The 21,617-nt window shown below is 75.0% G+C and carries 22 protein-coding genes; 6 read left to right on the top strand and 16 right to left on the bottom strand.

From position 1 onward, the window contains the following. Positions 1 to 31: 31 nt before the first annotated feature. A complete protein-coding gene (locus tag IEX99_RS04175) occupies positions 32 to 202 on the top strand; it encodes a hypothetical protein (RefSeq protein ID WP_188898749.1) in 171 nt (56 codons plus the stop codon). Here the strand turns inward: IEX99_RS04175 and IEX99_RS04170 are convergent. From IEX99_RS04170 to IEX99_RS04160, 3 genes are all read right to left on the bottom strand, one after another. After that, complete coding sequence (locus tag IEX99_RS04170) at positions 193 to 579, bottom strand: hypothetical protein (RefSeq protein WP_188898748.1); 387 nt, start codon at positions 577 to 579, stop codon at positions 193 to 195. The genes IEX99_RS04175 and IEX99_RS04170 overlap by 10 nt on opposite strands. 141 nt (positions 580 to 720) lie before the next feature. Continuing rightward, entirely contained in the window at positions 721 to 1,092 is a 372-nt protein-coding gene (locus tag IEX99_RS04165; protein ID WP_188898747.1) for a DUF962 domain-containing protein, read from the bottom strand. 104 nt (positions 1,093 to 1,196) lie between these two features. Continuing rightward, positions 1,197 to 2,333 carry a recombinase RecT gene (locus IEX99_RS04160; RefSeq protein WP_188898746.1) on the bottom strand — a complete coding sequence of 379 codons (1,137 nt, stop codon included), beginning with the start codon at positions 2,331 to 2,333 and terminating at the stop codon, positions 1,197 to 1,199. 375 nt (positions 2,334 to 2,708) lie between these two features. On the opposite strand from IEX99_RS04160, the gene IEX99_RS04155 reads away from it, so the two are divergent. Then, complete coding sequence (locus IEX99_RS04155; protein WP_188898745.1) at positions 2,709 to 4,322, top strand: MFS transporter; 1,614 nt, start codon at positions 2,709 to 2,711, stop codon at positions 4,320 to 4,322. Between the two features lie 56 nt (positions 4,323 to 4,378). Continuing rightward, positions 4,379 to 4,909, top strand: a complete 531-nt coding sequence (dps, locus tag IEX99_RS04150; RefSeq protein ID WP_188898744.1) for a DNA starvation/stationary phase protection protein Dps — start codon at positions 4,379 to 4,381, stop codon at positions 4,907 to 4,909. A 138-nt stretch (positions 4,910 to 5,047) separates the two neighbouring features. Here dps and IEX99_RS04145 read toward each other — a convergent pair whose 3' ends face one another. The 8 genes from IEX99_RS04145 to IEX99_RS04110 all read right to left on the bottom strand — a co-directional run bounded on the left by IEX99_RS04145 (position 5,048) and on the right by IEX99_RS04110 (position 11,818). Further along, on the bottom strand, positions 5,048 to 5,842 hold the full coding sequence (locus tag IEX99_RS04145) for an N-acyl homoserine lactonase family protein (RefSeq protein WP_188898743.1): 795 nt from the start codon (positions 5,840 to 5,842) through the stop codon (positions 5,048 to 5,050). Then, entirely contained in the window at positions 5,839 to 6,753 is a 915-nt protein-coding gene (locus tag IEX99_RS04140; protein WP_188898742.1) for an NAD(P)-dependent oxidoreductase, read from the bottom strand. Before IEX99_RS04140 ends, IEX99_RS04145 begins: the two co-directional genes overlap by 4 nt. Before the next feature lies 1 nt (position 6,754). Next, complete coding sequence (locus tag IEX99_RS04135; protein ID WP_188898741.1) at positions 6,755 to 7,156, bottom strand: carboxymuconolactone decarboxylase family protein; 402 nt, start codon at positions 7,154 to 7,156, stop codon at positions 6,755 to 6,757. Positions 7,157 to 7,264: 108 nt separating this feature from the next. Next, positions 7,265 to 9,070 carry a cation:proton antiporter domain-containing protein gene (locus IEX99_RS04130; RefSeq protein WP_188898740.1) on the bottom strand — a complete coding sequence of 602 codons (1,806 nt, stop codon included), beginning with the start codon at positions 9,068 to 9,070 and terminating at the stop codon, positions 7,265 to 7,267. Between the two features lie 146 nt (positions 9,071 to 9,216). Next, positions 9,217 to 9,531, bottom strand: a complete 315-nt coding sequence (locus tag IEX99_RS04125; protein WP_188898739.1) for a hypothetical protein — start codon at positions 9,529 to 9,531, stop codon at positions 9,217 to 9,219. Between the two features lie 192 nt (positions 9,532 to 9,723). Further along, a complete protein-coding gene (locus IEX99_RS04120; protein WP_188898989.1) occupies positions 9,724 to 9,939 on the bottom strand; it encodes a DinB family protein in 216 nt (71 codons plus the stop codon). Beyond that, positions 9,900 to 10,619, bottom strand: a complete 720-nt coding sequence (locus IEX99_RS04115) for a GNAT family N-acetyltransferase (protein WP_188898738.1) — start codon at positions 10,617 to 10,619, stop codon at positions 9,900 to 9,902. Before IEX99_RS04115 ends, IEX99_RS04120 begins: the two co-directional genes overlap by 40 nt. After that, entirely contained in the window at positions 10,616 to 11,818 is a 1,203-nt protein-coding gene (locus IEX99_RS04110; RefSeq protein ID WP_188898737.1) for a pyridoxal phosphate-dependent aminotransferase, read from the bottom strand. Before IEX99_RS04110 ends, IEX99_RS04115 begins: the two co-directional genes overlap by 4 nt. A gap of 149 nt (positions 11,819 to 11,967) precedes the next feature. On the opposite strand from IEX99_RS04110, the gene IEX99_RS04105 reads away from it, so the two are divergent. Then, positions 11,968 to 13,629: a methyl-accepting chemotaxis protein gene (locus IEX99_RS04105; RefSeq protein ID WP_188898736.1), complete on the top strand. Its 1,662-nt coding sequence runs from the start codon at positions 11,968 to 11,970 to the stop codon at positions 13,627 to 13,629. Positions 13,630 to 13,699: 70 nt separating this feature from the next. Here IEX99_RS04105 and IEX99_RS04100 read toward each other — a convergent pair whose 3' ends face one another. From IEX99_RS04100 to IEX99_RS04080, 5 genes are read right to left on the bottom strand one after another with little or no spacing between them, the layout of a single operon-like run. Beyond that, positions 13,700 to 14,902, bottom strand: a complete 1,203-nt coding sequence (locus IEX99_RS04100) for a pyridoxal phosphate-dependent aminotransferase (protein ID WP_188898735.1) — start codon at positions 14,900 to 14,902, stop codon at positions 13,700 to 13,702. Positions 14,903 to 14,937: 35 nt separating this feature from the next. Then, positions 14,938 to 15,738, bottom strand: a complete 801-nt coding sequence (locus IEX99_RS04095) for an ABC transporter permease subunit (protein ID WP_188898734.1) — start codon at positions 15,736 to 15,738, stop codon at positions 14,938 to 14,940. Then, positions 15,735 to 16,637, bottom strand: coding sequence for an ABC transporter permease (locus IEX99_RS04090; RefSeq protein WP_188898733.1), 903 nt, complete (start codon positions 16,635 to 16,637; stop codon positions 15,735 to 15,737). Before IEX99_RS04090 ends, IEX99_RS04095 begins: the two co-directional genes overlap by 4 nt. Beyond that, a complete protein-coding gene (locus IEX99_RS04085) occupies positions 16,637 to 17,701 on the bottom strand; it encodes an ABC transporter ATP-binding protein (RefSeq protein WP_188898732.1) in 1,065 nt (354 codons plus the stop codon). The genes IEX99_RS04090 and IEX99_RS04085 overlap by 1 nt, the downstream gene beginning before the upstream one ends. Positions 17,702 to 17,706: 5 nt before the next feature. Further along, positions 17,707 to 18,861 carry a polyamine ABC transporter substrate-binding protein gene (locus tag IEX99_RS04080; protein WP_188898731.1) on the bottom strand — a complete coding sequence of 385 codons (1,155 nt, stop codon included), beginning with the start codon at positions 18,859 to 18,861 and terminating at the stop codon, positions 17,707 to 17,709. Between the two features lie 419 nt (positions 18,862 to 19,280). On the opposite strand from IEX99_RS04080, the gene IEX99_RS04075 reads away from it, so the two are divergent. Beyond that, complete coding sequence (locus IEX99_RS04075) at positions 19,281 to 19,931, top strand: hypothetical protein (protein WP_188898730.1); 651 nt, start codon at positions 19,281 to 19,283, stop codon at positions 19,929 to 19,931. Between the two features lie 70 nt (positions 19,932 to 20,001). Then, positions 20,002 to 21,597 carry a glycosyl hydrolase family 28-related protein gene (locus IEX99_RS04070; RefSeq protein ID WP_188898729.1) on the top strand — a complete coding sequence of 532 codons (1,596 nt, stop codon included), beginning with the start codon at positions 20,002 to 20,004 and terminating at the stop codon, positions 21,595 to 21,597. Positions 21,598 to 21,617: the final 20 nt, after the last annotated feature.

Here is a 21,617-nt window from a genome sequence, read left to right as displayed (position 1 = left end):
GGCCGTCCCGCCCGCCCCCCAGGCGCTGCCGGTGACGACGCGCGGTGCCGCGACGCAGCTCGTGCCGGACTTCGCCGCGCTCGCGCAGAGGGTCATGCCGGCCGTGGTGAGCATCTCCGTCACCGGCGAGATTGCCGGCTCGGTACCGCCGGCGTTGCGGGTCGGGCGGGCAGCCGCGGCGGCTGCGCGCTCCTACGGCTGACGCCGGCCCTCCGGCTCCAGCCTGTCGCCCTGGCGCTGGAGCCACTCGCCGGCGCGCTCCAGCGTGCTGCCGGTGGCGCGGGCGGCACGGCCGGCCGCGCCGGCGGCCGCCTCCGCCGCCCGGCCGGCCGTCGTTCCGGCGGACTCGGCGGCGCGCCCGACCGCCTCGCCGGTGGCGGTCACGGCGCGGTCGAGAGCGGCGCCGGCGCGCTCGCCGAGGCCCGGCGGCTCGGGTGGCGGCGGCTCGGCGCGGGGGATCGGCGGCGGCAGGGATCCCGGCGCGGGCGCCGCATCCCCCTGCGCCAGCACGGGATGCGCTGCCGCGAGGGCAAGGAGCAGCGCCGCGGCAGGCGGCGACACGGACCGACGGGACGACATCGCGCGCGCCTCCTTGACGGGAGCCGGGGCCGGGCGCCGCGCTCGTCGGCGCACCGCGGCGGCAGGCAGAGGAGATGGTCGCGCCATCGCGCCGGCGCAACGGGTCCGCGGCATTCCCCCTGGCGCGGCGCGCCACGCGCCTCAGGCGCCGGTGCCGCCGCCCGCCGAGGCGATGCCGAGCCCCGCCCGGCGCAGCTCCGGCTCCAGCCGGCCGGTCAGGAACAGCGCCGCCATGCGCAGGTCGCTCCACAGCGACCAGAGCGGATAGGTGAAGGTGGCGGGGCGGTTGCGCTCGATCGCGAAGTGCGAGCCCCAGGCGAGGCCGTAGCCGACGACCGGGACCAGCAGCAGCAGCCAGAGCGGGCCGAGGATCAGTGCCCAGAGCAGCAGCAGCACTCCCGCCACCGTGCCGACCACATGGACCAGGCGCGTCGCCGGCTGCGCGTGCTCGCGCAGGTAGTACGGCCAGAACTCGGCGTAGGTGGCGATGCGCGGCTCTGCGGCGTCGGCCATGGCGCGAAGAGCCTAGCGGATCCGGGGCGGGCGCCGCCAGCGGTTCGTGGCGGCCCGTCGGCGACCGGGCGCGGCCGCCGCGGCGCTTGCGGCCCGCGCCGGGCTCAGCCCCGCCCGGGTCCGTCCAGCGCCTCTGCCGGCACGGCTCCCGCCTCGTCCGGCTCCGGCAGCTCGGCGCCGAAGCCGAGGGCGTCGCGGATCGCCTGCACCACCTCGTCCGCGGTCAGCGGCGCGACCCGCGCGACGGCGGCGATGGCGTCGCTGTTGCGCGCCCACGCCTCCTGCAGCTCGGCCTGGCGGTCGGCGAGGACGAGCGTCTTCACCCGCTTCAGCCAGTCGGCGCGCCAGGAGGCGACGTCGGGCGAGACATGCACCCTGCCGTTCGCCGCGACATAGGCGATGGCCGGCGCTGGCTCGAGCTGCGCCGCCGCGTCCTCCGCGTCCCCGCCGATGCGGTCGGCGACCCGCCGCTCCAGCTCGGCCTCCTCCGGCCGCCGGCGGTCGCGGGCGAACTCGTACTGCTCGTCGATGCGCTCGATGACGCGGCGCAGCTCCGCGTCCTGCTCGCGGTCGGAGGACATGGGCAGGCGCTTGGCGAGGCGGCGGATGACGGTCTTGCGCGCCATCTCCTCGGTCCAGGTGCCCCAGGGGCCGTTCTCGGGGGCGCGGGAGATGGCGCGCACCTCCTCGACCTGCTGCCAGGTCATCACCTCGCGCACGCGCTCGCCGTTGCGCAGCGTGGCGATGGCATAGACCGCGATCGGGTCGCGCCGGCCGACGGCGCCGAGGTCGCGCTCGTGCTCGATGCGCTCCTCGTCGCCGAGGACGACGCGGAAATGCTCGCCCTCGTAGACGACGTTGGCGGTGATCGAGGCGAGCTCGCCGGAATTGCGCACCTTCTTGAGGATGCCGGCGACCATCGGCATCCACTGCGCGATCAGGCGACCGCGGCGGCGGTCGTAGAAGGTGATCAGCGCGCCCTCGCGCCCGTCCGGCAGCAGCCCGTCCTGCGCCGCCTTGACGCAGGCCGACCAGAGCGAGCGGCGGTCGGCCTCGAGCAGGTCGGGGTTGGCCTGGATGGCGGTGAGCACCACGCGCTGGAAGCGCTCGGGCGGGATGTGGGGCGGCAGGGCGCGGGCGATCTCGGGCGCCATGCGCTGCATCTCGGCGCGGACGGCGGCGAGCGGGCCCGGGGTGGTGCCGGTGTGGCCGGCCTCGGCCTTGTCGGTCAGGGCGTTCATCGCGTCGGTTCCCCTCGGAACGCTCGTTGCAGCGTTGCGGCCCGGGTCCCATGCGTGGCGCGCAACGATGTTCTTTGTTTGTTCCTTGAAGGGAGAATGGCGTATCATCTTAAGATATGCAATTGATCATATGATTTTGAAACGAGCGGTCGCGACCACGAACGGCCGATCGGGCCGAGGGTGCGTGCCCAACCGGAGCGCACGGTCCCCCCTCCGCCCGGCGCTGCGGCAGCGCCGCCGGCCGCGCCGGGGCTGCGGCCGTCGCACGCCGCGTCCGGCTCGCCTCGCGGCCGCCGCGACACGCCCCCGCGGCGATGCACGGCACGCCGCGCCTTCTCGTTGCCCGCGCGGCCCGTCCCGCACACCCTGGCCGTCATGCCCACCGCCGGCGTCTTCGCTCCGCTCCGCCATCCGACCTTCCGCATGCTCTGGATGGCGAGCCTCGCCTCCAACGTCGGGCTCTGGGTCCAGAACACCGGCGCCGGCTGGCTGATGACCTCGCTCGCCCCGTCGCCGCTCATGGTCAGCCTGGTGCAGGCGGCGACCATGCTGCCGGTGTTCCTCTTCGCCCTCCCCGCCGGGGCGCTGGCCGACATCCTCGACCGTCGGCTCTACCTGATCGCCGCGCAGGGCTGGATCACCCTCGTCGCCCTGCTGCTCGCGGCGCTGACCGCGACCGGCGGGCTCGGTCCATGGGGCCTGATCGCCCTGACCTTCGCCATCGGCGTCGGCCAGGCCGCCAACTTTCCCGCCTGGGCCGCGACCACGCCGGAACTGGTGCCGCGCGAGGACCTGGTCGGCGCCATCGCGCTCAACGGCATCGGCTTCAACCTGGCGCGCGCGGTCGGCCCGGCGCTCGGCGGATTCGTGATCGCCGCCCTCGGCGTGGCGGCGGCCTTCGCGCTGAACGCCGTGACCTTCCTCGCGCTCATCGCCGCGCTGCTCGCCTGGCGCCGCCCGCGCCCGAGCGCGGTGCTGCCGAAGGAGCACTTCCTCGGCGCCATGCGCGCGGGCGTGCGCTTCGTCGCCGCCTCGCCGCCGATGCACGCGGCGATCCTCCGCGCCTGCGCGTTCTTCTTCTTCACCGCCGCCGTCTGGGCGCTGCTGCCGCTGGTGGTGCGGGAGCGCCTCGGCCTCGGCCCCGACGCCTTCGGACTGATGCTGGCGGCGATGGGGCTGGGCTCGGTCGCCACCGGCTTCGTCCTGCCCCGGATCGGCGCGCGGCTGAGGGAGCGCGGGCGGACCGTGTTCGCCGCCTCGCTGCTTTCCGGGGCGGCGGTGGCGCTGCTCGGCCTCGCGACCCACTGGGTGCCGGCGGCCCTCGCCATGGTGGTGTTCGGCGCCGCCTGGATCGGCGCCGCGAGCACGCTGCAGACCGCGGCGCAGCTCGCCTCCCCCGCCTGGGTGCGGGCGCGCGCCATCGGCATCTACCAGCTCAGCTTCTTCGGCGCCCTCGCCCTCGGCTCGGTGCTGTGGGGCTGGGTCGGCAGCGCGTTCGGCCTGCCGCTCGCCCTCGGGGCGGCGGGCGTGCTCGGCGCGGCGGCGGCCGTCGCGGTGCGCGGCTGGCGGCTCGATCCGGCCCCGGCCGCCGGCGGTTCGGATGCCCTCGCCGTACCCATGCCGCGCCCGGAGGACGCCGACGCCGAGCTCGCCCGGCTGCTGGCCGCCGGCCGGTCCGGCCGGGTGCTCGAGGTGGTGCGCTACCGCATAGACCCCGCCGACCGCGCCGCCTTCCTGCGGGCCATGGCCGAGGTGCGCCGCGTGCGCCAGCGCGGCGGCGCGCTGCTCTGGCGGCTCTACGAGGACATCGCCCACCCCGAGCGCTGGGTCGAGCTCTGGGCGGTGGAGTCCTGGACCGAGCACCTGCGCGAGGCCGACCGGATGACCGAGGAGGACCGCGCAACGCTCGCCCGCGCCGCCGCGTTGCACCGCGGCGACGGCCCGCCGGAGGCCGCGCGCTACCTCAACGTCGTGCCGGAGGAGGGCTGACGCGGCCGAGGGCCGCCCTATATCCTCCTCACCGCAACGAACGAAGGAGACGGAGCATGCCAAAGGGCGCCAGCGCGACTGCGGACGCCGCGGCGGGCAGGCCGCACCACCGGACGCTGAACGACACGCCGGACAACGCGAAGAAGGTCTCGATCGGCGTCCTTCAGGCCTGCCTCACCGACACGGTGGACCTCTACAACGCCACGCGCCAGGCGCACTGGAACGTCAAGGGCCCGCATTTCGGCCACCTGCACGAGCTGTTCGAGAAGTTCTACACTCAGCTCGCCGCGGGCGCGGACGACCTGGCCGAGCGCATCGTCACGCTCGGCGGCACCGCGGTCGGCACGACGCAGGCCCTGGCCCAGGGCACCCGGCTCGAGCCCTACCCGACGGACCTCTACGACGGCCTGGGCCACGTGAAGGCGCTGTCCCAGCGCTACGCCCAGGTGGCGAAGGCGCTGCGCGAGGGGATCGGCCAGACCGACGAGGCGGGCGACGCGGACACCGCCGACCTGCTGACCGAGCAGTCCCGCGCCGTGGACAAGATGCTGTGGATGCTGGAGGCGCACCTCCAGGCGCGCGACTGAGGCGAGCCGCGCGGGGAGCGGCCGGCGCCGCCCCGCCCGATCGCGGCGGGCCGGGGCCGTGCCCGCGCGGCGGCCCCCGCCCGCCGCTTGGCGGGCCGATTCGCGCTCCCGCCCGTTTGCGGCCCTCCGCGACCTGCCCTAGGCCCTCGGCGCCAGGTGCAGCGCCACCACCTCGCCGTCCGTCCCGGGCACCGCCGGGTAGATGCGCCGCACCTCCGGGTCGTGGCCCGGCACGACGCGCGTCCCGTCCCCGCCGGCGAGCCGCCTCGCCAGCTTCCAGCCCTGCGTCATCGCGCCGAGGTCGAAGACGATCGGGAAGGGATTGCCGCGCGTGACGTTGGCATAGAAGTGCATCGCGTCGGAGGCGAGCACCACCGGGCCGCGCGCCGTCTCCACCCGCACCACCTGCAGCCCGTCGCTGTGCCCGCCGACGCGGTGCACCGTGACGCCCGGCGCCACCTCGCCCTCGCCGTCGTGGAACACCATGCGGTCGCTGTAGAGGGCCCGGACCGCCGCGATCACGTGGTCCGCCTCGAACGGCAGGCGGATGCAGGCCGTGCACATGTGCCGCCCGGTGGCGAAGGCCATCTCGCGGTCCTGGATGTGGACGCGGGCGTTGGCGAAGAGGTCGATGTTGCCGGCGTGGTCGTAGTGCAGGTGGGTGAGGATCACGTCCCGCACCTTCGCGGGATCGGTGCCGAAGTCGCGCAGCGCCCGCTCGACGGAGCGGCTGATGCGGCGGTTGCGCCGCGCCGCCAGCGCCTCGTCGAAGCCGGTGTCCACGACGATCTCGTGCCCGCCGGGGCCGCGCAGCAGCCAGACGTAGTAGTCGAGGGGCATCGCCTCGTGGGCGTCCTCGACCGGCATCAGGAAGTTGTGCTGCGCCGGCCGCTCGTGCCGGCCGTAGCGGATCGCGTAGGCTTCCCAGGTCATGGCCCCCTGTTCCCTCCCAGGACGGTGTTGCCCGCGAGCTGCTCGCTGAGCTTCGCCATCGCCGTGTGGTCCTGGCCCGGCCCGAGCGCTGCGAGCGCCGAGGCCCACATCTCCCGGCACAGCGCGGCGAAGGGCGTCGGCGTCGCCGTCTCCCGCCCGACCTCGAGGGCGATGGAGAGGTCCTTGACCATCAGGTCGAGCGTGAAGCCGGCGTCGAAGCGGCGCGAGAGCACGTACTGCGCGAACTTCTTCTGCGTGCTGTTGTTCATGCCGGTGGAGGCGTTCAGCACGTCCACCATCTTCTGCGGGTCGAGGCCGAATTTCTGGCCGATCAGCAGCGCCTCGACGCCGATCAGGAAGCCGCCGGCGCTGACCAGGTTGTTCAGCGCCTTCATCGCCTGACCGGCGCCGATCGGCCCGCAGCGGTGGATCGAGGTGCCCATCGCGCGCAGCACCGGCTCGGCGCGGTCGAGGTCGGCCTCGGCGCCGCCGGCCATGATCGCGAGCTCCCCCGTGCGCGCCCGCGGCACGCCGCCGGAGACCGGGCAGTCCACCATCGCCACGCCGCGCGGCGCGAGCGAGGCGGCGATCTCCCGCGTCTTCCCCGGCTGGCCGGAGGTCATGTCGATCAGCAGCGCGCCGGGGGCGAGGGCGTCGCCCATCGCCGCCACCGCCGCGGCGACCTCGGCGCTGGTCGGCACGATGGTGACGACGCACTCCGCGCCGCGCGCCGCCTCGGCGGCCGAGGCGGCGGCGCGGCCGCCCACCTCGGCGGCGAAGCGCTCGGCGCGGCCGGGCGCGACGTCGCACACCGCGACCTCGAAGCCGGCCCTCACCAGGTTCGCCGCCATCGGCCAGCCCATGTTGCCGATGCCGACGAAGCCGATGCGCCGGATGGGCGTCGCGCTCATCTCACTTCTTGCCCGGCAGCGCGCCCTCGGCGACCAGCACCTCGTGCGCCGCCTTGAAGGCGTCGAGGCCGGCGGGGATGCCGCAGTAGGCCGTCGCGTGCAGCAGCACCGCCTTGATCTGGTCCACCGTCAGGCCGTTGTTCAGCGCGCCCTTCACGTGCAGCTTGATCTCCGGCGTCTTGCCGAGCGCCGTCAGCATGGCGAGGTTCAGCATCGAGCGCGTCTTGCGGTCGAGCGTCGGGTCGCCCCAGGCCCAGCCCCAGGCCCAGGCGGTGGTCGCGCGCTGGAAGGCCATCATGAACTCGTCGGCCTTGGCGAGGGACGAATCCACGTAGTCCGCGCCGAGCACGGCGCGGCGGATCGGGAGTCCCTTGTCGAACAGGGCCTGGTCTTCGGCGGACATGGCGGCGGTGCTCCTCCCTCGGGCGGGTCTCGTCGTGCGCGCACGCTCGCCCGGTCCGGCGCGGCGGTCAACCCGGGCGGCGGGGCGGCGCGCGCGGCGCGGGGCGCGTCAGGACGCCGGTTCCTGGCCGGGCGCGCCGGCCCCGGCCGCCGCCCCGGCCCGCTCGAGCATGCGGTGCGCGATCTCCCGCTCGCCCATCACGATCAGGTCGGCGCCGAGCGCCCGCAGATGCGCGACCTCGGCCTCCGAATGGGCGCGGGCGACGATCTCGATCGCCGGGCTGGCCGCGCGAGCCTGCTCGACGATCTGTCCGGCCTCGAACGCCTCCGGCACGGTGACGAACAGGCGCCGCGCCGCGGCCAGGTTGGCCGCGGCGATCACCTCGGGATCGGCGGCGTTGCCCTCGACGACCTCGGCGCCGGCGCGCCGCGCCGCCTCGACCGCCTCGCTGCGCTCCTCGAACACCAGCACGGGGCGGCCGGCGGCGAGCAGCCCCGCGCCGACCAGCGAGCCGACGCGGCCGTAGCCCACCAGCACGTCGTGGCCGGTGAGCGCCGTCACCGGCGGCCTCTCGTCTCGCGCCGGCGGGTCCCCGGCCGAGGGCGAGACGGGCGGCGCCGGGGCCCCAACGGGTTCCGGCATCGCAGGCGCCGGCGCGACGGGCCCGGACGCGGCGCCCGCCGCCTCGGGCGCCGGCGCCGCCCCGGCGGGGTGCGGGCGGACCAGGCGCACCCGCCGCCGCTCCACCGTGCTGAACAGGAAGGGATTGACCAGGATCGAGAGGATCGCCCCCGCCAGCACCAGGTCCCGCCCTTCCGCCGGCAGCAGCCCGAGCACGACGCCGAGCCCGGCGAGGATGAAGGAGAACTCGCCGATCTGCGCGAGGCTCGCCGCGATGGTCAGCCCCGTCGCCCAGGACTGCCCGAAGGCGCGCACGATCAGCACCGCCGCGACCGACTTCCCGACCACGATGATGGCGACCGTCGCCAGCACCGCGAGCGGCGCCTCCACGAGGATGCGCGGGTCGAACAGCATGCCGACGGAGATGAAGAACAGCACCGCGAAGGCGTCGCGCAGCGGCAGCGCCTCCTCCGCCGCGCGCTGGCTGAGCTGGCTCTCGCTCAGCACCATCCCCGCGAAGAAGGCGCCGAGCGCGAACGAGACGCCGAACAGCGCCGCCGCGGCGTAGGCGACGCCGAGCGCGACGGCGTAGACGGCGAGGCGGAACAGCTCGCGCGATCCCGAATACGCCGTGTAGTGCATCAGCCAGGGGATCACGCGCCGCCCCGCGACCAGCATCACCGCGACGAACGCCCCGACCTTGGCGAGGGTCAGCGCCACCAGCACGGCGATGCCGAAGCCGCCCGGCGCCGCGCCGCCCACCGCCAGCGCGCCGCCGACCGCGGGCAGCACCACCAGGGCGAGGACCATCGCCAGATCCTCCACCACCAGCCAGCCGACCGCGATGCGCCCGCGCTCGGTCTCCAGGATGCGCCGCTCCTGCAGCGCGCGGACCAGCACCACCGTGCTCGCGACCGAGAGGGCGAGGCCGAACACCAGCCCCGCGCCGAGGCCCCAGCCGAACTGCCAGGCGAGCGCCGTGCCGAGCAGCGTCGCCACCACGATCTGCGCGATCGCGCCGGGCAGGGCAATCGCGCGCACCGACATCAGGTCGCCCAGCGAGAAGTGCAGCCCGACCGCGAACATCAGCAGGATCACGCCGATCTCGGCGAGCTGGTTGGCGAGGTCCTGGTCGGCGACGAAGCCCGGCGTGAAGGGACCGACGGCGATGCCCGCGAGCAGGTAGCCCACGATCGGCGAGACGCGCAGCCGGTGCGCCGCGAGGCCGAGCGCGAAGGCGAGCACGAGCCCAAGGGCGATGGTGGCGATCAGCGGCGTGTGGTGTTCGGGCAACCCGCCTTTCTCCCCCGCGCGCAGCGCGGTCCGACGAGGCGACGGGGCGCCGCAGGTGGCGCCCCGTCGCCGTCCCGCCCTTTTCCAGCAGATCGGCCCCGCTCGCGCGAGCCCCGCCGTGCCCGCGCCGCCGGCCGCCCGCGAAGCTACGCGAACAGCGTCGCCTGGTACTGGCCGCCGAGACCGAAATCGTCCCAGCGCAGGCCGTCCCAGGCGAAGTCGTACTCGCTGCCCAGCCCGAGGGCACCGGCGGCGTAGTTGCCACCGCTGTAGGTGGAGAGGAAGCGCGCGGTGGCCGCTTCGTAGTACCACCCGATGTAGACCGAGCCGTCCTCGAAGGCGATCCCGAAGTAGTCGCTGATGTCATGGCGGTAGGCGGTCTCCTTCGCGACGTAGTAGTAGCCGCCCACGTCGTGGAACCAGTCGCCCGCCATGTAGAGGGTCGAGTCGGCGTAGAGCACGCCGCCCCACACGTCGCCGTTGTCGGCGAAGAAGTACCCCCCTCCTAGATCGAATCGTTCGCCATCGCGCCCTCGTCCGGCTTCATGGCTGTCCGGCCATGCAACGCCGGACCGGCGCCGCCGGACGGACCGGCGCCCGGCGCGGCCGGCCGCCGCAACTCAGCTTATCGTGAGGCGGGACGGCGCGGCGCGTCAGCCGAGGCCAAGCGCGCCGAGGTCCACCATCCAGGGCAGGTCCGTGTCCTCCGGCCTGGCGCCGACCTGGGCGAGCAGGCAGTGCGCCTGGCCGCGGTGGTGCGTCCGGCGGTTGAGGAAGTGCGCCGCCGCAACCCGGCAGGGCCGGGTCGTCCGCTGCCCCCTGGCCCCGCTCATCCAGGCCAGCGGCGCGGCGAGCCGGTCCTCCGGCACGGTCTCCGCCCAGATCTCGATGCGGGCATCCGCCTCGGCCCGTGCGGCGCGGAGCGCGCGCCGGTCGGGAAACAGGCGCGGGCTTTCCTCGATACCGCCGGGCAGCCGCTCCCATCCGGCGAACCGGACCATCCGGGCGTGGCCGGCCCAGAGGAGGCGGCCGCCGCGTCCAGGACCTCGACCGCCAGCCCGCACGCGGGCTTGGCGTAGCCGAACTCGAGCGAGTTCGAGAGGTCGCCGAGGACGCGGATCGGGCCCGCGCGCACGTAGCCGCGCTTCTCGTAGAAGCGGTGCGCGCGCCCGAAGCGCGTGTCCGACCACAGCACCAGGCGCCGCGCGCCGGCGGCGCGGGCCTGCGCCTCGGCGGCGTCGAGCAGGCGGCGGGCGAGGCCGGTGCCGCGCTCCTCCGCCGCGACGTACATGCGGCAGATCTCCCAGGCGTCGTCCCCGGGCAGCGGGTGCGCGCCGACCATGCCGACGACGCGCCCGTCGCGCTCCGCGGCCCAGAGGGCGCCGCCCCGGCCGGCGAAATGGGTGGCGAGGGCGCGCAGCTCCGGCACCTCGCCGTCCACGTCGAGCACGCAGCCCGGATACTCGGCCCAGCAGGCGCCGATCAGCGCGATGAAGCCCGCGGCGTCGGCGTCGCGCCCCGGGCGGAGCAGGGGGGCAGCGGCGTTCACCGCAGCTCCCGGCAGAACTCCTGGATGCGGGCGCAGGCCTCGCGCAGGCTCGCCGTGTCGGTGGCGTAGGAGATGCGCAGGTAGGGGCTCATGCCGTAGGCCGCGCCCTGCACCGTGGCGACGTGCTTCTCCTCGAGCAGGGCGAGGGCGAAGTCGGTGTCGGTCTCGATCCGCCGCCCGCCCTTGCTGGTCTTGCCGAGGCAGCCGGCGATGTTCGGGAAGACGTAGAAGGCGCCCTCCGGCTTGTGGCAGGCGATGCCCTCGGCCTGGTTCAGCAGGTCCACGACCAGGTCGCGCCGCTCCTTGTAGATCGCCTGGCGCTCGCGGATCAGGTCCTGCGGGCCGTCGAGCGCGGCGGCGGCGGCGGCCTGGCTGATGGTGGAGACGCCGGCGGTCGCCTGCCCCTGCATGGTGAGCATGCCCCTGATCAGCGCGCGCGGCCCGCCGCCGAAGCCGATGCGCCAGCCGGTCATGGCGTAGGTCTTGGAGACGCCGTTGACGGTGAGGGTGCGCTCCTTCAGGCGCGGCTCGACCTCGGCGATGGTGCAGAACTCGAACCCGTCGTAGATCATGTGCTCGTACATGTCGTCGCTGAGGACCCAGACGTGGGGGTGCCTCAGCAGCACCTCGGCGATCGCCCGCATCTGCGCGCGGGTGCAGGCGGCGCCGGTCGGGTTGTTCGGGAAGTTCAGCATCACCCACCTGGTGCGCGGGGTGATGGCGGCGTCGAGGTCCTCCGGGCGCAGGCGGAAGCCGTTGTTCTGCGGGCAGTTGACCGGCACCGGCACGGCGCCCGGGATCTTCGCGATCTCGGCGTAGCTGATCCAGAAGGGCGAGGGGATCACCACCTCGTCGCCGGGGTCGCAGGTGGCCATCATCGCGCTGTGGATGATCTGCTTGCCGCCGTTGCCGATCAGGATCTCGTCGAGCGCGTAGTCGAGGTTGTTGTCGCGCCGGAACTTGCGCTGCACGGCGGCCTTGAGCGCCGGCGTGCCGTCCTGCGGCGGGTACCTGGTGTCGCCGCGGAGCGCCGCCTGGTGCGCCGCCTCGATCGCGTGCGGCGGCGTCGGGAAGTCGGGCTCGCCGGAGGCGAGGCTGATGACCTTCACGCCCTTCGCCGCCAGCTCGCGCCCCTTCACGGTCATCACGACCGAGGCGGAGATCGAGACGTTCTTCAGGCGTTCGGCGAGGGCGGGCATGGTGTTCCGGGGGCTGCGATGGGGGGTGGCACCTTATGCAGGGCGGGCCACCCCGCCAAGTGCCGCGACCCCGTGCCGGGGCCTTCTCGGTTGATTAACGCACCGGCCCAATGATCCCGGCGCCCCGTCAACCCCAGAACCGAACTCCAATGCGCCTCAGCATCCGCATCCTCATCTTCGCCCTGCTCGGCGGGCTCTGTTGCATCATGGGCATCGGCACCGGATCGGCCTGGTTGACGCTCCGCACGCAGTCGAGCGGGCTCCGGGCCATCCACGCGGACCACCTCCTGCCGCTGCGCCAGCTGCAGAGGCTCGCGAACGGCTACGCCCAGGGCATCCTGGTCACCAGCGGGCAGGTGGAGGCGGGCGGCCTGGACGCCGGCGCCGCGCTGCGCCGGATCGAGCAGGCCCGGGCCGCCATCGCCGAGGACTGGCGGGAATTCTCGCGCCGCCCGCTGCCGCCCGAGGATGCGGCCCTGGCGGAAGCCCTGGCCCGCGACAAGGCGGCCGCCGACGCGGCGCTGGCCCGGCTGCCCGACCGGCCGGAGCAGCTGCGGGCCTTCCTGGCCCGCGATCTGCCCCAGGCGATCCGGCCGCTGCTCGCCAGCCTCGACGCGCTGGCGGAGCGGCTCGCCGAGCGCGCCTCCGCCATCCATGCCGAAAGCCGGGCGCAGGAACGCGCCTTCCTCGGCGTCGTCGGGCTCCTCTCGGTCGCCGGCGCGCTGACCATGGCGATCGGCCTGCGGCTCGTGACGACGCGCATCACGCGGCCGCTGGCCGCCCTCACGCAGGTCACCGGGCGGCTCGCGGAGGGCGACTACACGGCGGCAGTGCCGGCGTCCGACCATGGCGACGAGGTGGGCGCCCTCGCCCGCTCCCTCATCGTGCTGAAGGAGAAGGCGCAGCTCGCCCGCAGGCTGGAGGCCGAGGCCCAGGCCCAGGCCGCGCGGACCGAGGCGGAGCGCCGGGAAGCGGCGTTGCGGCTGGCGGACCGGCTGGACGCCGCGGTGGGGAGCATCGCCTCGGGCCTGGCCGCCTCGGCCCAGGGGCTCCAGCGCACCGCGGAGGGCCTGGCCGACGCCGCGGCCCGCACCGGAACCGAGGCGGCCGAGGCCGCCCGGGGCGCCGATCAGGCGCTCGCCCATGTCCTCGCGGTCGCCGAGGCGGCCGAGGCGCTGTCGGCGAGCGCCAGCGGGATCGGCCAGCAGGTCGGCGTCTCCGCCGAGATCGCCCGCACCGCCGTTTCCGAGGCGGACGCCACCGACGACACGGTGCGCTCCCTGTCCGAGGCGGCGGGGCGCATCGGGGACGTGCTGCGGCTCATCTCCGACATCGCCAACCAGACCAACCTGCTGGCCCTGAACGCGACGATCGAGGCGGCCCGGGCGGGAGAGGCCGGGAAGGGCTTCGCCGTCGTCGCCTCCGAGGTGAAGGCGCTCGCCAACCAGACCGGCCGCGCCACGGAGGAGATCAGCCAGCAGATCGCCGCGATGCAGGCCGCCACGGGCCGCGCCGTGGAGGCCATCCAGAACATCCGCGCCACCATTCACCGCATCAACGAGATCGGCGCCGCCATCGCCGAGGCGGTGCAGCAGCAGGGCGCGACGACGCGCGAGATGGCGCGCGGCGTACAGGAAGCGGCCAGCGGCACCCGGCAGGTGGCGGGCAGCATCAACCAGGTGAGCGCGGACGCCGAGGGGACGAAGGCCGCGCTCGCGAGGCTGCGCGGCGCCTCCGAGGAGGTGGCGCGGCAGGGCGAGGCGCTGAGGACCGAGATGGCGGCCTTCCTCGACAGCCTGCGGGCGGCATGACCCGCCGGCCCGCACCGGGCGGGCAGGGAGGGGCCGCGGTCCGCCTGGGCCGCGGCCCGCCGGCGCCGGGCTACCGCATCCCGCGGCAGAAGCGCTGGATGCGCGTGCAGGCCTCCTTCAGCGAGGCGTCGTCGGTGGCGTAGCTGATGCGGAAGTGGCCCGGGAACATGAAGGCGGCGCCGTGCACGCAGGCGACCCCCTCCTCCTCGAGCAGCGCCAGCACGAAGTCCTCGTCGTTCCCGATCTTCCGCCCGCCCGCCGTGGTCTTGCCGAGGCAGCCGCGCATGTCCGGGAAGACGTAGAACGCGCCCTCCGGCTTGTGGCAGCGCAGGCCGGGCGCCTCGTTGAGCATGGCGACGACCATGTCGCGGCGGCGCTGGTAGACCTTGCGCATCTCCTCGATGGACTCCTGCTGCCCGGTCAGCGCCTCCACCGCCGCGGCCTGCGAGATCGAGCAGGTGTTGGAGGTGCTCTGGCTCTGCAGCTTGTCCATCGCCCTGATCAGCTCGACCGGCCCGCCGGCGAAGCCGATGCGCCAGCCGGTCATGGCGTAGGCCTTGGAGCAGCCGTTCATGGTGACGGTGCGCTCCTTCAGCCGCGGCTCGACCTCGACGATCGTCGCCGGCCGGAAGCCGTCGTAGACGAGCTTCTCGTAGATGTCGTCGGTGAAGACCCAGACGTGCGGGTGGCGCAGCAGCACGTCGCAGAGCGGGCGCAGCTCCTCGGCGCTGTAGGCGGCGCCGGTCGGGTTGCAGGGGTTGTTCAGGATGAACCACTTGGTCCGGGGCGTGATCGCCGCCTCGAGCTGCTCGGCGCGCAGCTTGAAGCCCTGGTTCGGGCCGCAGGGGACGATCACCGGCTTGCCCTCGGCGAGCTCGACGATGTCCGGGTAGGAGACCCAGCAGGGGGCGGGGATGATCGCCTCGTCGCCCGGGTTGATGGTGGCGAGCAGGGCGTCGAAGATCACCTGCTTGCCGCCGGTGGCGACGATCACCTCCTCCGGCCGGTACTCGATGCCGTGGTCGCGCTTGAACTTCTGGCAGACCGCGCTCCGCAGCTCCGGCGTGCCGGCGACGTCGGTGTACTTGGTCTCGCCGCGCTCGATGGCGCGGATGGCCGCGGCCTTGACGTTGGGCGGGGTGTCGAAGTCGGGCTCGCCGGAGGAGAGGCCGATGATGTCCTTCCCCGCCGCCTTCAGCGCCCGCGCCTTGGTCGTCATGGCGATGGTGAGCGAGGGGGAGATGCGGTTCAGGCGGTCGGCGATCAGGGTCATGGCGGGTCCAGGGCGCTGCCGGAAAGGCCGGGACCCTAGCCGCCGCCCCGGCGGGCATCAACCCGCGCAAGCAGCAGGGCGGCCAGACCGAGGGCGACGGCCGCGACCGCCACGATCACCGCCCCCAGCGCGTTCACCTCCGGCGTCAGCCCGAGCTTGAGCCTGGAGAACAGCACCATCGGCAGGGTCGTCCCCGCCGGACCGGAGACGAAGCTCGCCAGCACCACGTCGTCGAGCGAGAGGGTGAAGGCGAGCAGCCAGGCGGCCAGCAGCGAGGGCGCCATCAGCGGCAGCGTCACGGTGCGGAAGGCGACGAAGGGCGTGGCGCCGAGGTCCATCGCCGCCTCCTCCAGGCTGCGGTCGGCCTCGGCGAGCCGCGCCTGGATCACGACCGCGGCATAGGCGGCGCCGAGCGTGGCGTGGGCGAGCAGCACGGTCAGCGCGCCGCGCCCGGCCGGCCAGCCGATCGCGCCCTCCAGCGCCACGAACAGCAGCAGCAGCGAGAGGCCGGTCACCACCTCCGGCAGCACCAGCGGCGCGCCGATCAGCGCCCCGAACAGCGCGCGGCCGCGGAACGGGCCGAAGCGCGCCAGCGCGAAGCCGGCCAGGCCGCCCACCAGCACGGCGAGCGTCGCCGCCCCGGCGGCGACGCGGAGCGAGAGCAGCGCCGCCTCGATCAGCCGCTCGTCCCCTGCCAGCGCGACGAACCAGCGCAGCGAGAAGCCGCCCCACTGGAAGGGGATGCGGTCGGCGCTGAAGGCGTAGGCCACGAGCAGCACGATCGGCAGGTAGAGGAAGCCGAGGCCGAGCCACAGCCCCGCCCGCGCCGCGCTCATCGCCCCGCCTCCAGCCGCTGGAACAGGCGCACCGGCAGGATCAGCACCGCCAGCAGCGCCACGGCCAGCGCCGCGGCCAGCGGCCAGTCGCGGTTCTGGAAGAACTCCCCCCACAGCATGCGGCCGACGAGCTGCGCCTCCGGGGGCCCGAGCAGGTCGGGGATGACGAACTCCCCCGCCGCCGGGATGAACACGAGCAGGAACGCCGCCGCGGCGCCCGGCGCGGAGAGCGGCAGCGTCACCGTCACGAACACCACCGCCGGCCGTGCGCCGAGGTCGGCCGCCGCCTCCTCCACCGCCGGGTCGCGCCGCGCCAGCGCGGCGTAGAGCGGCAGCACGGCGAAGGGCAGGTAGGCGTGGACCATGCCGACATACATCGCGAGGTCGGAGTAGAGCAGCGGCAGCGGCTCCCCGATCACGCCGAGCGCGCGCAGCACGCCGTTCAGCCAGCCCTCGTCGCGCAGCAGCCCGATCCAGGCGCCGACCCGGATCAGGAACCCGGTCCAGAAGGGCAGCAGCACGGCGAGCAGCAGCGGCGTCCGCCGCGCCTCCGGCGCCCGCGCCATGGCGAGCGCCATCGGGTAGCCGACCAGCAGGCAGAGCGCGGCGGTGGCGAAGGCGACGAGGAGCGAGCGCAGGAAGCCGTCGCGGTAGAACGGATCGGTCGCGACGGCGGCGAAATTGGCGAGCGTGCCCTGCCACGCCCCGCCCGGCCCGAGCGGCGGGCGGAAGGGCGGCACGCCGGTGTCGTACTCCCCGAGCGCGATGCCGAGCAGCACCAGCGCCGGCGCGGCGACGAACAGCGCGAGCCAGGCCCAGGCCGGCAGCAGCACGACGAGGCGGCGCGGCGCGAGGCGGAACCGCCGCGCGGGGCGGGGCGGCCTGTCGGGGCGGCGCATCAGTCGGCCAGCACCGCCAGCGCCTCGGCCGGCCAGGTCAGCGTCACGCGCGCCCCGCGCGCCGGCGCCCCCTCGGCGCTCGGCCGCGAGACGCGCAGCGTGGCGCCGCCGTCGAGCCGCACCAGGGCGGTGGAGAGCTCGCCGCGGAAGGCGACCTCGGCCACCGTGCCGCGGGCGGCGTTCACCGCATCCGCCGGCGCTTCCCCGCTCCGCAGGCGCACCCGCTCCGGCCGCAGCGCGAGCGTCACGGGCGCGCCGGCGGGTCTCCCGACGGGCGCGGCCGGGCGCAGCAGGCAGCCGGCCTCGGCGCAGTCCACGCCGCCGTCCGCACGCACGAGTCCCGCGAGCAGGTTCGCCCCGCCCAGGAATGCCGCGACGAAGCGCGTCGCCGGCCGCTCGTACACCGCCGCGGGCGGGCCGACCTGCACGAGCCGCCCGCGCTCCAGCACGCCGATGCGGTCGGCCAGCGCCATCGCCTCTGCCTGGTCGTGGGTCACCATCACGAAGCCCGCGCCGGTCGCGCGCTGCAGCGCCCGCAGCTCGAACCCCGTCGCCTCGCGCAGGCCCGCATCCAGCGCAGCGAGCGGCTCGTCGAGCAGCAGCAGGCGCGGACGCACGACGAGGCTGCGCGCCAGCGCCACGCGCTGCCGCTGGCCGCCCGAGAGCTGATGCGGCCGGCGCCGCTCCAGCCCCTCGAGCCGCACCAGCGCCAGCGCCTCCGCCACCCGCCGCCGGCGCTCCTCGCGCGGCACCCCGGCGCGGCGCAGCCCGTAGGCGACGTTGTCGAACACCGAGAGGTGCGGGAACAGCGCGTAGCTCTGGAACATCATCGCCACCGGCCGGGCATGGGGCGGCAGCGGCACGAGGTCCCGCCCCTCCAGCAGCAGCCGGCCCGCATCCGGCGTCTCGAAGCCGGCGATCAGGCGGAGCAGCGTCGTCTTCCCCGAACCGGAGCCGCCGAGCAGCGCGAAGAACTCGCCCGGCGCGATCTCCAGGTCGAGCCCGTCCAGCGCCGCCGTCGCGCCGAAGCGCTTCGCCACCCCCTCCGCGCGCAGCAGGGACACCGTTCCTAGCGGCCCGCCTTGAACCGGCTCCACAGCCGCGTGCGCAGGCGCTCCGCCGCGGGCGGCGGCGTGCCGGCGACGAAGCTGTTGGCGAGGACCTCCGCCGGCGGATAGACGTTCGGGTCGTCGCGCACCTCCGGCGCGAGCAGCGGGCGCGAGGCCGGCACCGCGTTCGGGTAGCGCGTGTGGTTGGTGATGGCGGCCATCATCTCGGGCCGCAGCACGAAGTCGATGAAGGCCATCGCCGCCTCCGGATTCGGCGCGTCGGCCGGGACCGCCAGCATGTCGAAGGCGAGCTGCGCGCCCTCGCGCGGCGCGACGTAGGCGATCTCGACGCCGCGCCCGGCCTGCCGCGCCCGCGCCGCCGCCTGGATCACGTCCCCCGAATAGGTCATGGCGAGGCACACCTCGCCGGTCGCCAGCGCATCCATGATCGCGCCGGAGCCCGGGATGGCGCGGAGATAGGGCCGGATCGCCATCAGCGCCTGCTCCGCCGCGCGCAGGTCCGCCGCCTCGGTGCTGTCCGGGTCGCGGCCGAGCCAGCGCAGCACCATCGGCAGCACGTCCGTCGCGCTGTCCATCACCATGATGCCGCAGCGCGCGAGCCGCCGCGCGTTCTCCGGCCTCATCAGCAGGTCGAAGCTGTCGAGCGGCGCATCCGGCGCCAGCTCGCGCACCCGGTCGGGGCGCATCCCGAGCCCCGTGGTGCCCCAGAGGTAGATCGCGCCGTGCCGGTTCCCGGGATCCACCCGCTCCACCCGCCGCATCAGCGCCGGGTCGAGGTTCGCCAGGTTCGGGATCCGCGCCCGGTCGAGCGGCCGCAGCGCGCCCGCGCGGATCAGCCGCGCGAAGGTCGGCTCGCTGGTCGGCACGATGACGTCGTAGCCGGAGCGGCCGGCCGAGAGCTTGGCCTCCAGCGTCTCCAGGCTGTCGTAGACGTCGTAGCGGACGCGGATGCCCGTCTCCTCCGTGAAGCGCTGGAGGACCTCCGGGGCGATGTAGTCGCTCCAGTTGTACACGTTGAGCACCGGCGGCGCCTGCGCGGGGGCGCGCCCGGCGGGCGCCAGCGCGGCGGCGAGCAGGACGACCAGCGGCAGCAGGACGGCTCCCAGCCGCCGTCCTGGGCGCGAGGGGCGCGGTGCGGCGGTGCGGCGTGGCATCGGCGGGCTCCCTCTCAGCGGCGCGCCGCCCGGCCGGGGCGATCCGGGACGCGCCAAGGCGTGCGGCTTCTAGCACGCGCGGGCGGCAGGGGGAGCCGCGGATGCGGCAGCGAAGACCGCCCGTGCCGGAGAAAGGAATTTTTTCCTTGACCGCCGGCCCGCCGCCGTCGTATCGAGGCCGGGCCAAGGGGCGCATCGCGCCCGCTTCGCCCCTCCCCCAACCCGATCCGTCCGAGCCCCGCGCCTCCGCGCGTCGTGGCGCTGGCGCCGCGCGGCGCGCGCCGCTGGTCGCGCGGCCGGCCGGCGGCGATGCCCGAGGAGACGATTCCCGCGTGATCCATCCTGTCCGCACCGCCACGCGCCCCGGCGCCCGGCCGCGCGGCACCGCCGCGCCGGCCGGCTGAGCCCGGGAGACCCCGATGCCCTTCGACGCGCCCGGCCTGACGCCGCTCACCCAGGCCAACGGCTTCTCGCTCTGGCACTACCGCACGACGGACAGCCGCGCCGCCGTGCTCGCCCCCGGCTACTTCGCCCCCGTCGCCGATCGCCTGCGCCCGGGCGACGTGCTGGTCGTGCAGGCGGCCGACGCCACGGCGCTGATGTCGATCCGCGCCGACGGCACCGCCGCCACCGGCGTCACCCTCGACGCCGCCGCCGCCGGGCTGGCGCTGACCCGCTCGGCGACCCAACGCTTCGGCGTGGTCCAGGCGGCGGAGGCCGTGGCGCGCTCCATCGCGCTCGGCCCGCTGCCGGCGATCGCGACGGCGGGCGTCGAGATCGCCGCCAGCGCGACCGTCCTCGGCCCGATCGCCTCCCTGGCCTTCAGCCTCCTCCGCCCGGACGGCTCGCCGGCCGCGCCCGGCCTGACCGTCCCGGTGCTCGGCGGCGTCGCTACGGCGGTGTTCCAGGCCCCGCCGCTCGGCGACGGCTATCGCATCCGCGCCGCCGACACCGACGACGCCGGACTATCCGCGCTCTCGCCGCCCTTCACCGTCGCTCCGCCGCCGCGCCTGCTGCTCGAGCGGGGCGGCCTGCTGCTCGCCGAGCAGGGCGGCGCGCTGCGCCTCTAGCCCGGGCGCGGCGACCGGCCGCGACCGCTCCTCCCTCCCCCCCCGCCCCCCCACAGGACCTCCAGACGCGATGTCGGACACCAAGATCAGCGCCCTGCCCGCCGCGACCACCCCGGTCGAGGCCGACCTGCTGCCGATCGTCCAGGGCACCGGCGCCGGCGCGGAGACCCGGCGCACCAGCCTCGCCGGCCTGCGCGCCGGGCTGCTCGCCGACCGGCCCGCGCATGTGCGCGACTTCGGCGCCGTCGGCAACGGCGTCGCCGACGACGGCCCGGCGATCCAGGCGGCGGTCAACGCGCTCAAGGCGAGCGGCGGCGGCACGCTGCTGTTCGGCTCGCGCCGCTACCGCATCGCCTCGCCGGTCCTGATCGACAACGTCTCGGTCGTGCTGCAGGGCGCCGGCTTCACCGAGGGGCCGGGCGCCGCCGACGGCACCTGGATCACTCTCGACGGTACCGGCTTCACCCCCTTCACCTTCACCGGCGCCGGCGCGCGCGGCTCCGCCGTGCGCGACCTCGCGGTGCGCCAGACCCACTCGGCGCCGCAGACCGAGACCTGGGCGCCGACCGACTACCCCTTCGTCTTCCGCGTGGTGGACTGCTACGGCGCGGTGGACTTCGAGAACGTGTTCCTCTGCGCCGTCAACCGCGGCATCCTCTGCGACAATTCGGGGCGGCTGAACGTCCAGCGCCTGCGCGGCCAGGTGTTCACCGTCGGCGTCGAGATCGACCGCTGCTACGACATCCCGCGCATCCACCACGTCCATTTCTGGAACTTCTGGTCGGGCAACGTCCACGTCGTGCGCTGGCAGCAGGCCAATACCGACGGTCTCCTGCTGCGCCGCTGCGACGGCGTCTTCCTCGACGACATCTTCGCGCTCGGCTGCCGCAGCATGATCCGCTTCGCCTCCTCGGCCTCCGGCGTGACGACCAAGTTCTACCTCGGCAAGGGCTACGCCGACTTCGCCAAGCAGGGCGTATGGGTCCAGGGCGACGGCGTGACGGGCCAGATCGCCTGCCTCACCACGCAGGGCGAGCTGTTCCAGGGCGCGGGCGCGCCGCTCGCCGCCTCCTTCGGCCTGCGCATCGACGGCAACGACGCCCAGATCCAAGTCGGCAACCTGCGCGTGGACGCCTGCGAATCCAACGCCATCCGCGTCGGCGGCCAGGGCAACCGGCTCGACGTCTTCGCCCTGCGCTGCGAGCGCTTCAACACCCTGAACAACGGTGCGGCTGCGCTGCACCTGGTGAGCTCCGGCGCGGGCGCGCCGAACCAGGTGCACCTCGGCACGCCGCCGATCCTCGGCAACGGCAATGGCGGGCCGCTGGTCAACGCCGGGACCAACGGCACGGTCAGCCAGGCGCTGCCCGCGCCCGCCGGCACCGCGAACGCGGTGCAGGTCAGCGGCGCGGGCGCCGGGGGCGCGCCCGGCATCGCGGCGGCGGGGACGGACGCCAATGTCAGCCTCTCGCTCGCTGCCAAGGGCTCGGGCGCGATCCTCGCCGGCGCGCCCATCCAGATCCCCTCCTACCCGGTCGGGGCCCTCCCCCTCGCCGCCTGGTACCCGCGCTGCCTGATCTACGTCGCGGACGGCGCCGGCAACCGGCGGCTCGCCGTCAGCGACGGGACGAGCTGGCGCTGGCCCGACGGCACGGTGGTGTCCTGACCGGGAGACGCGAGGAGCCA

Origin of the sequence: Caldovatus sediminis, assembly GCF_014644455.1 — a bacterium.
GTDB classification, from domain to species: domain Bacteria; phylum Pseudomonadota; class Alphaproteobacteria; order Acetobacterales; family Acetobacteraceae; genus Caldovatus; species Caldovatus sediminis.
Note: the sequence above shows the minus strand (reverse complement) of the source record. Positions and strands in the feature narration are given on the sequence as shown.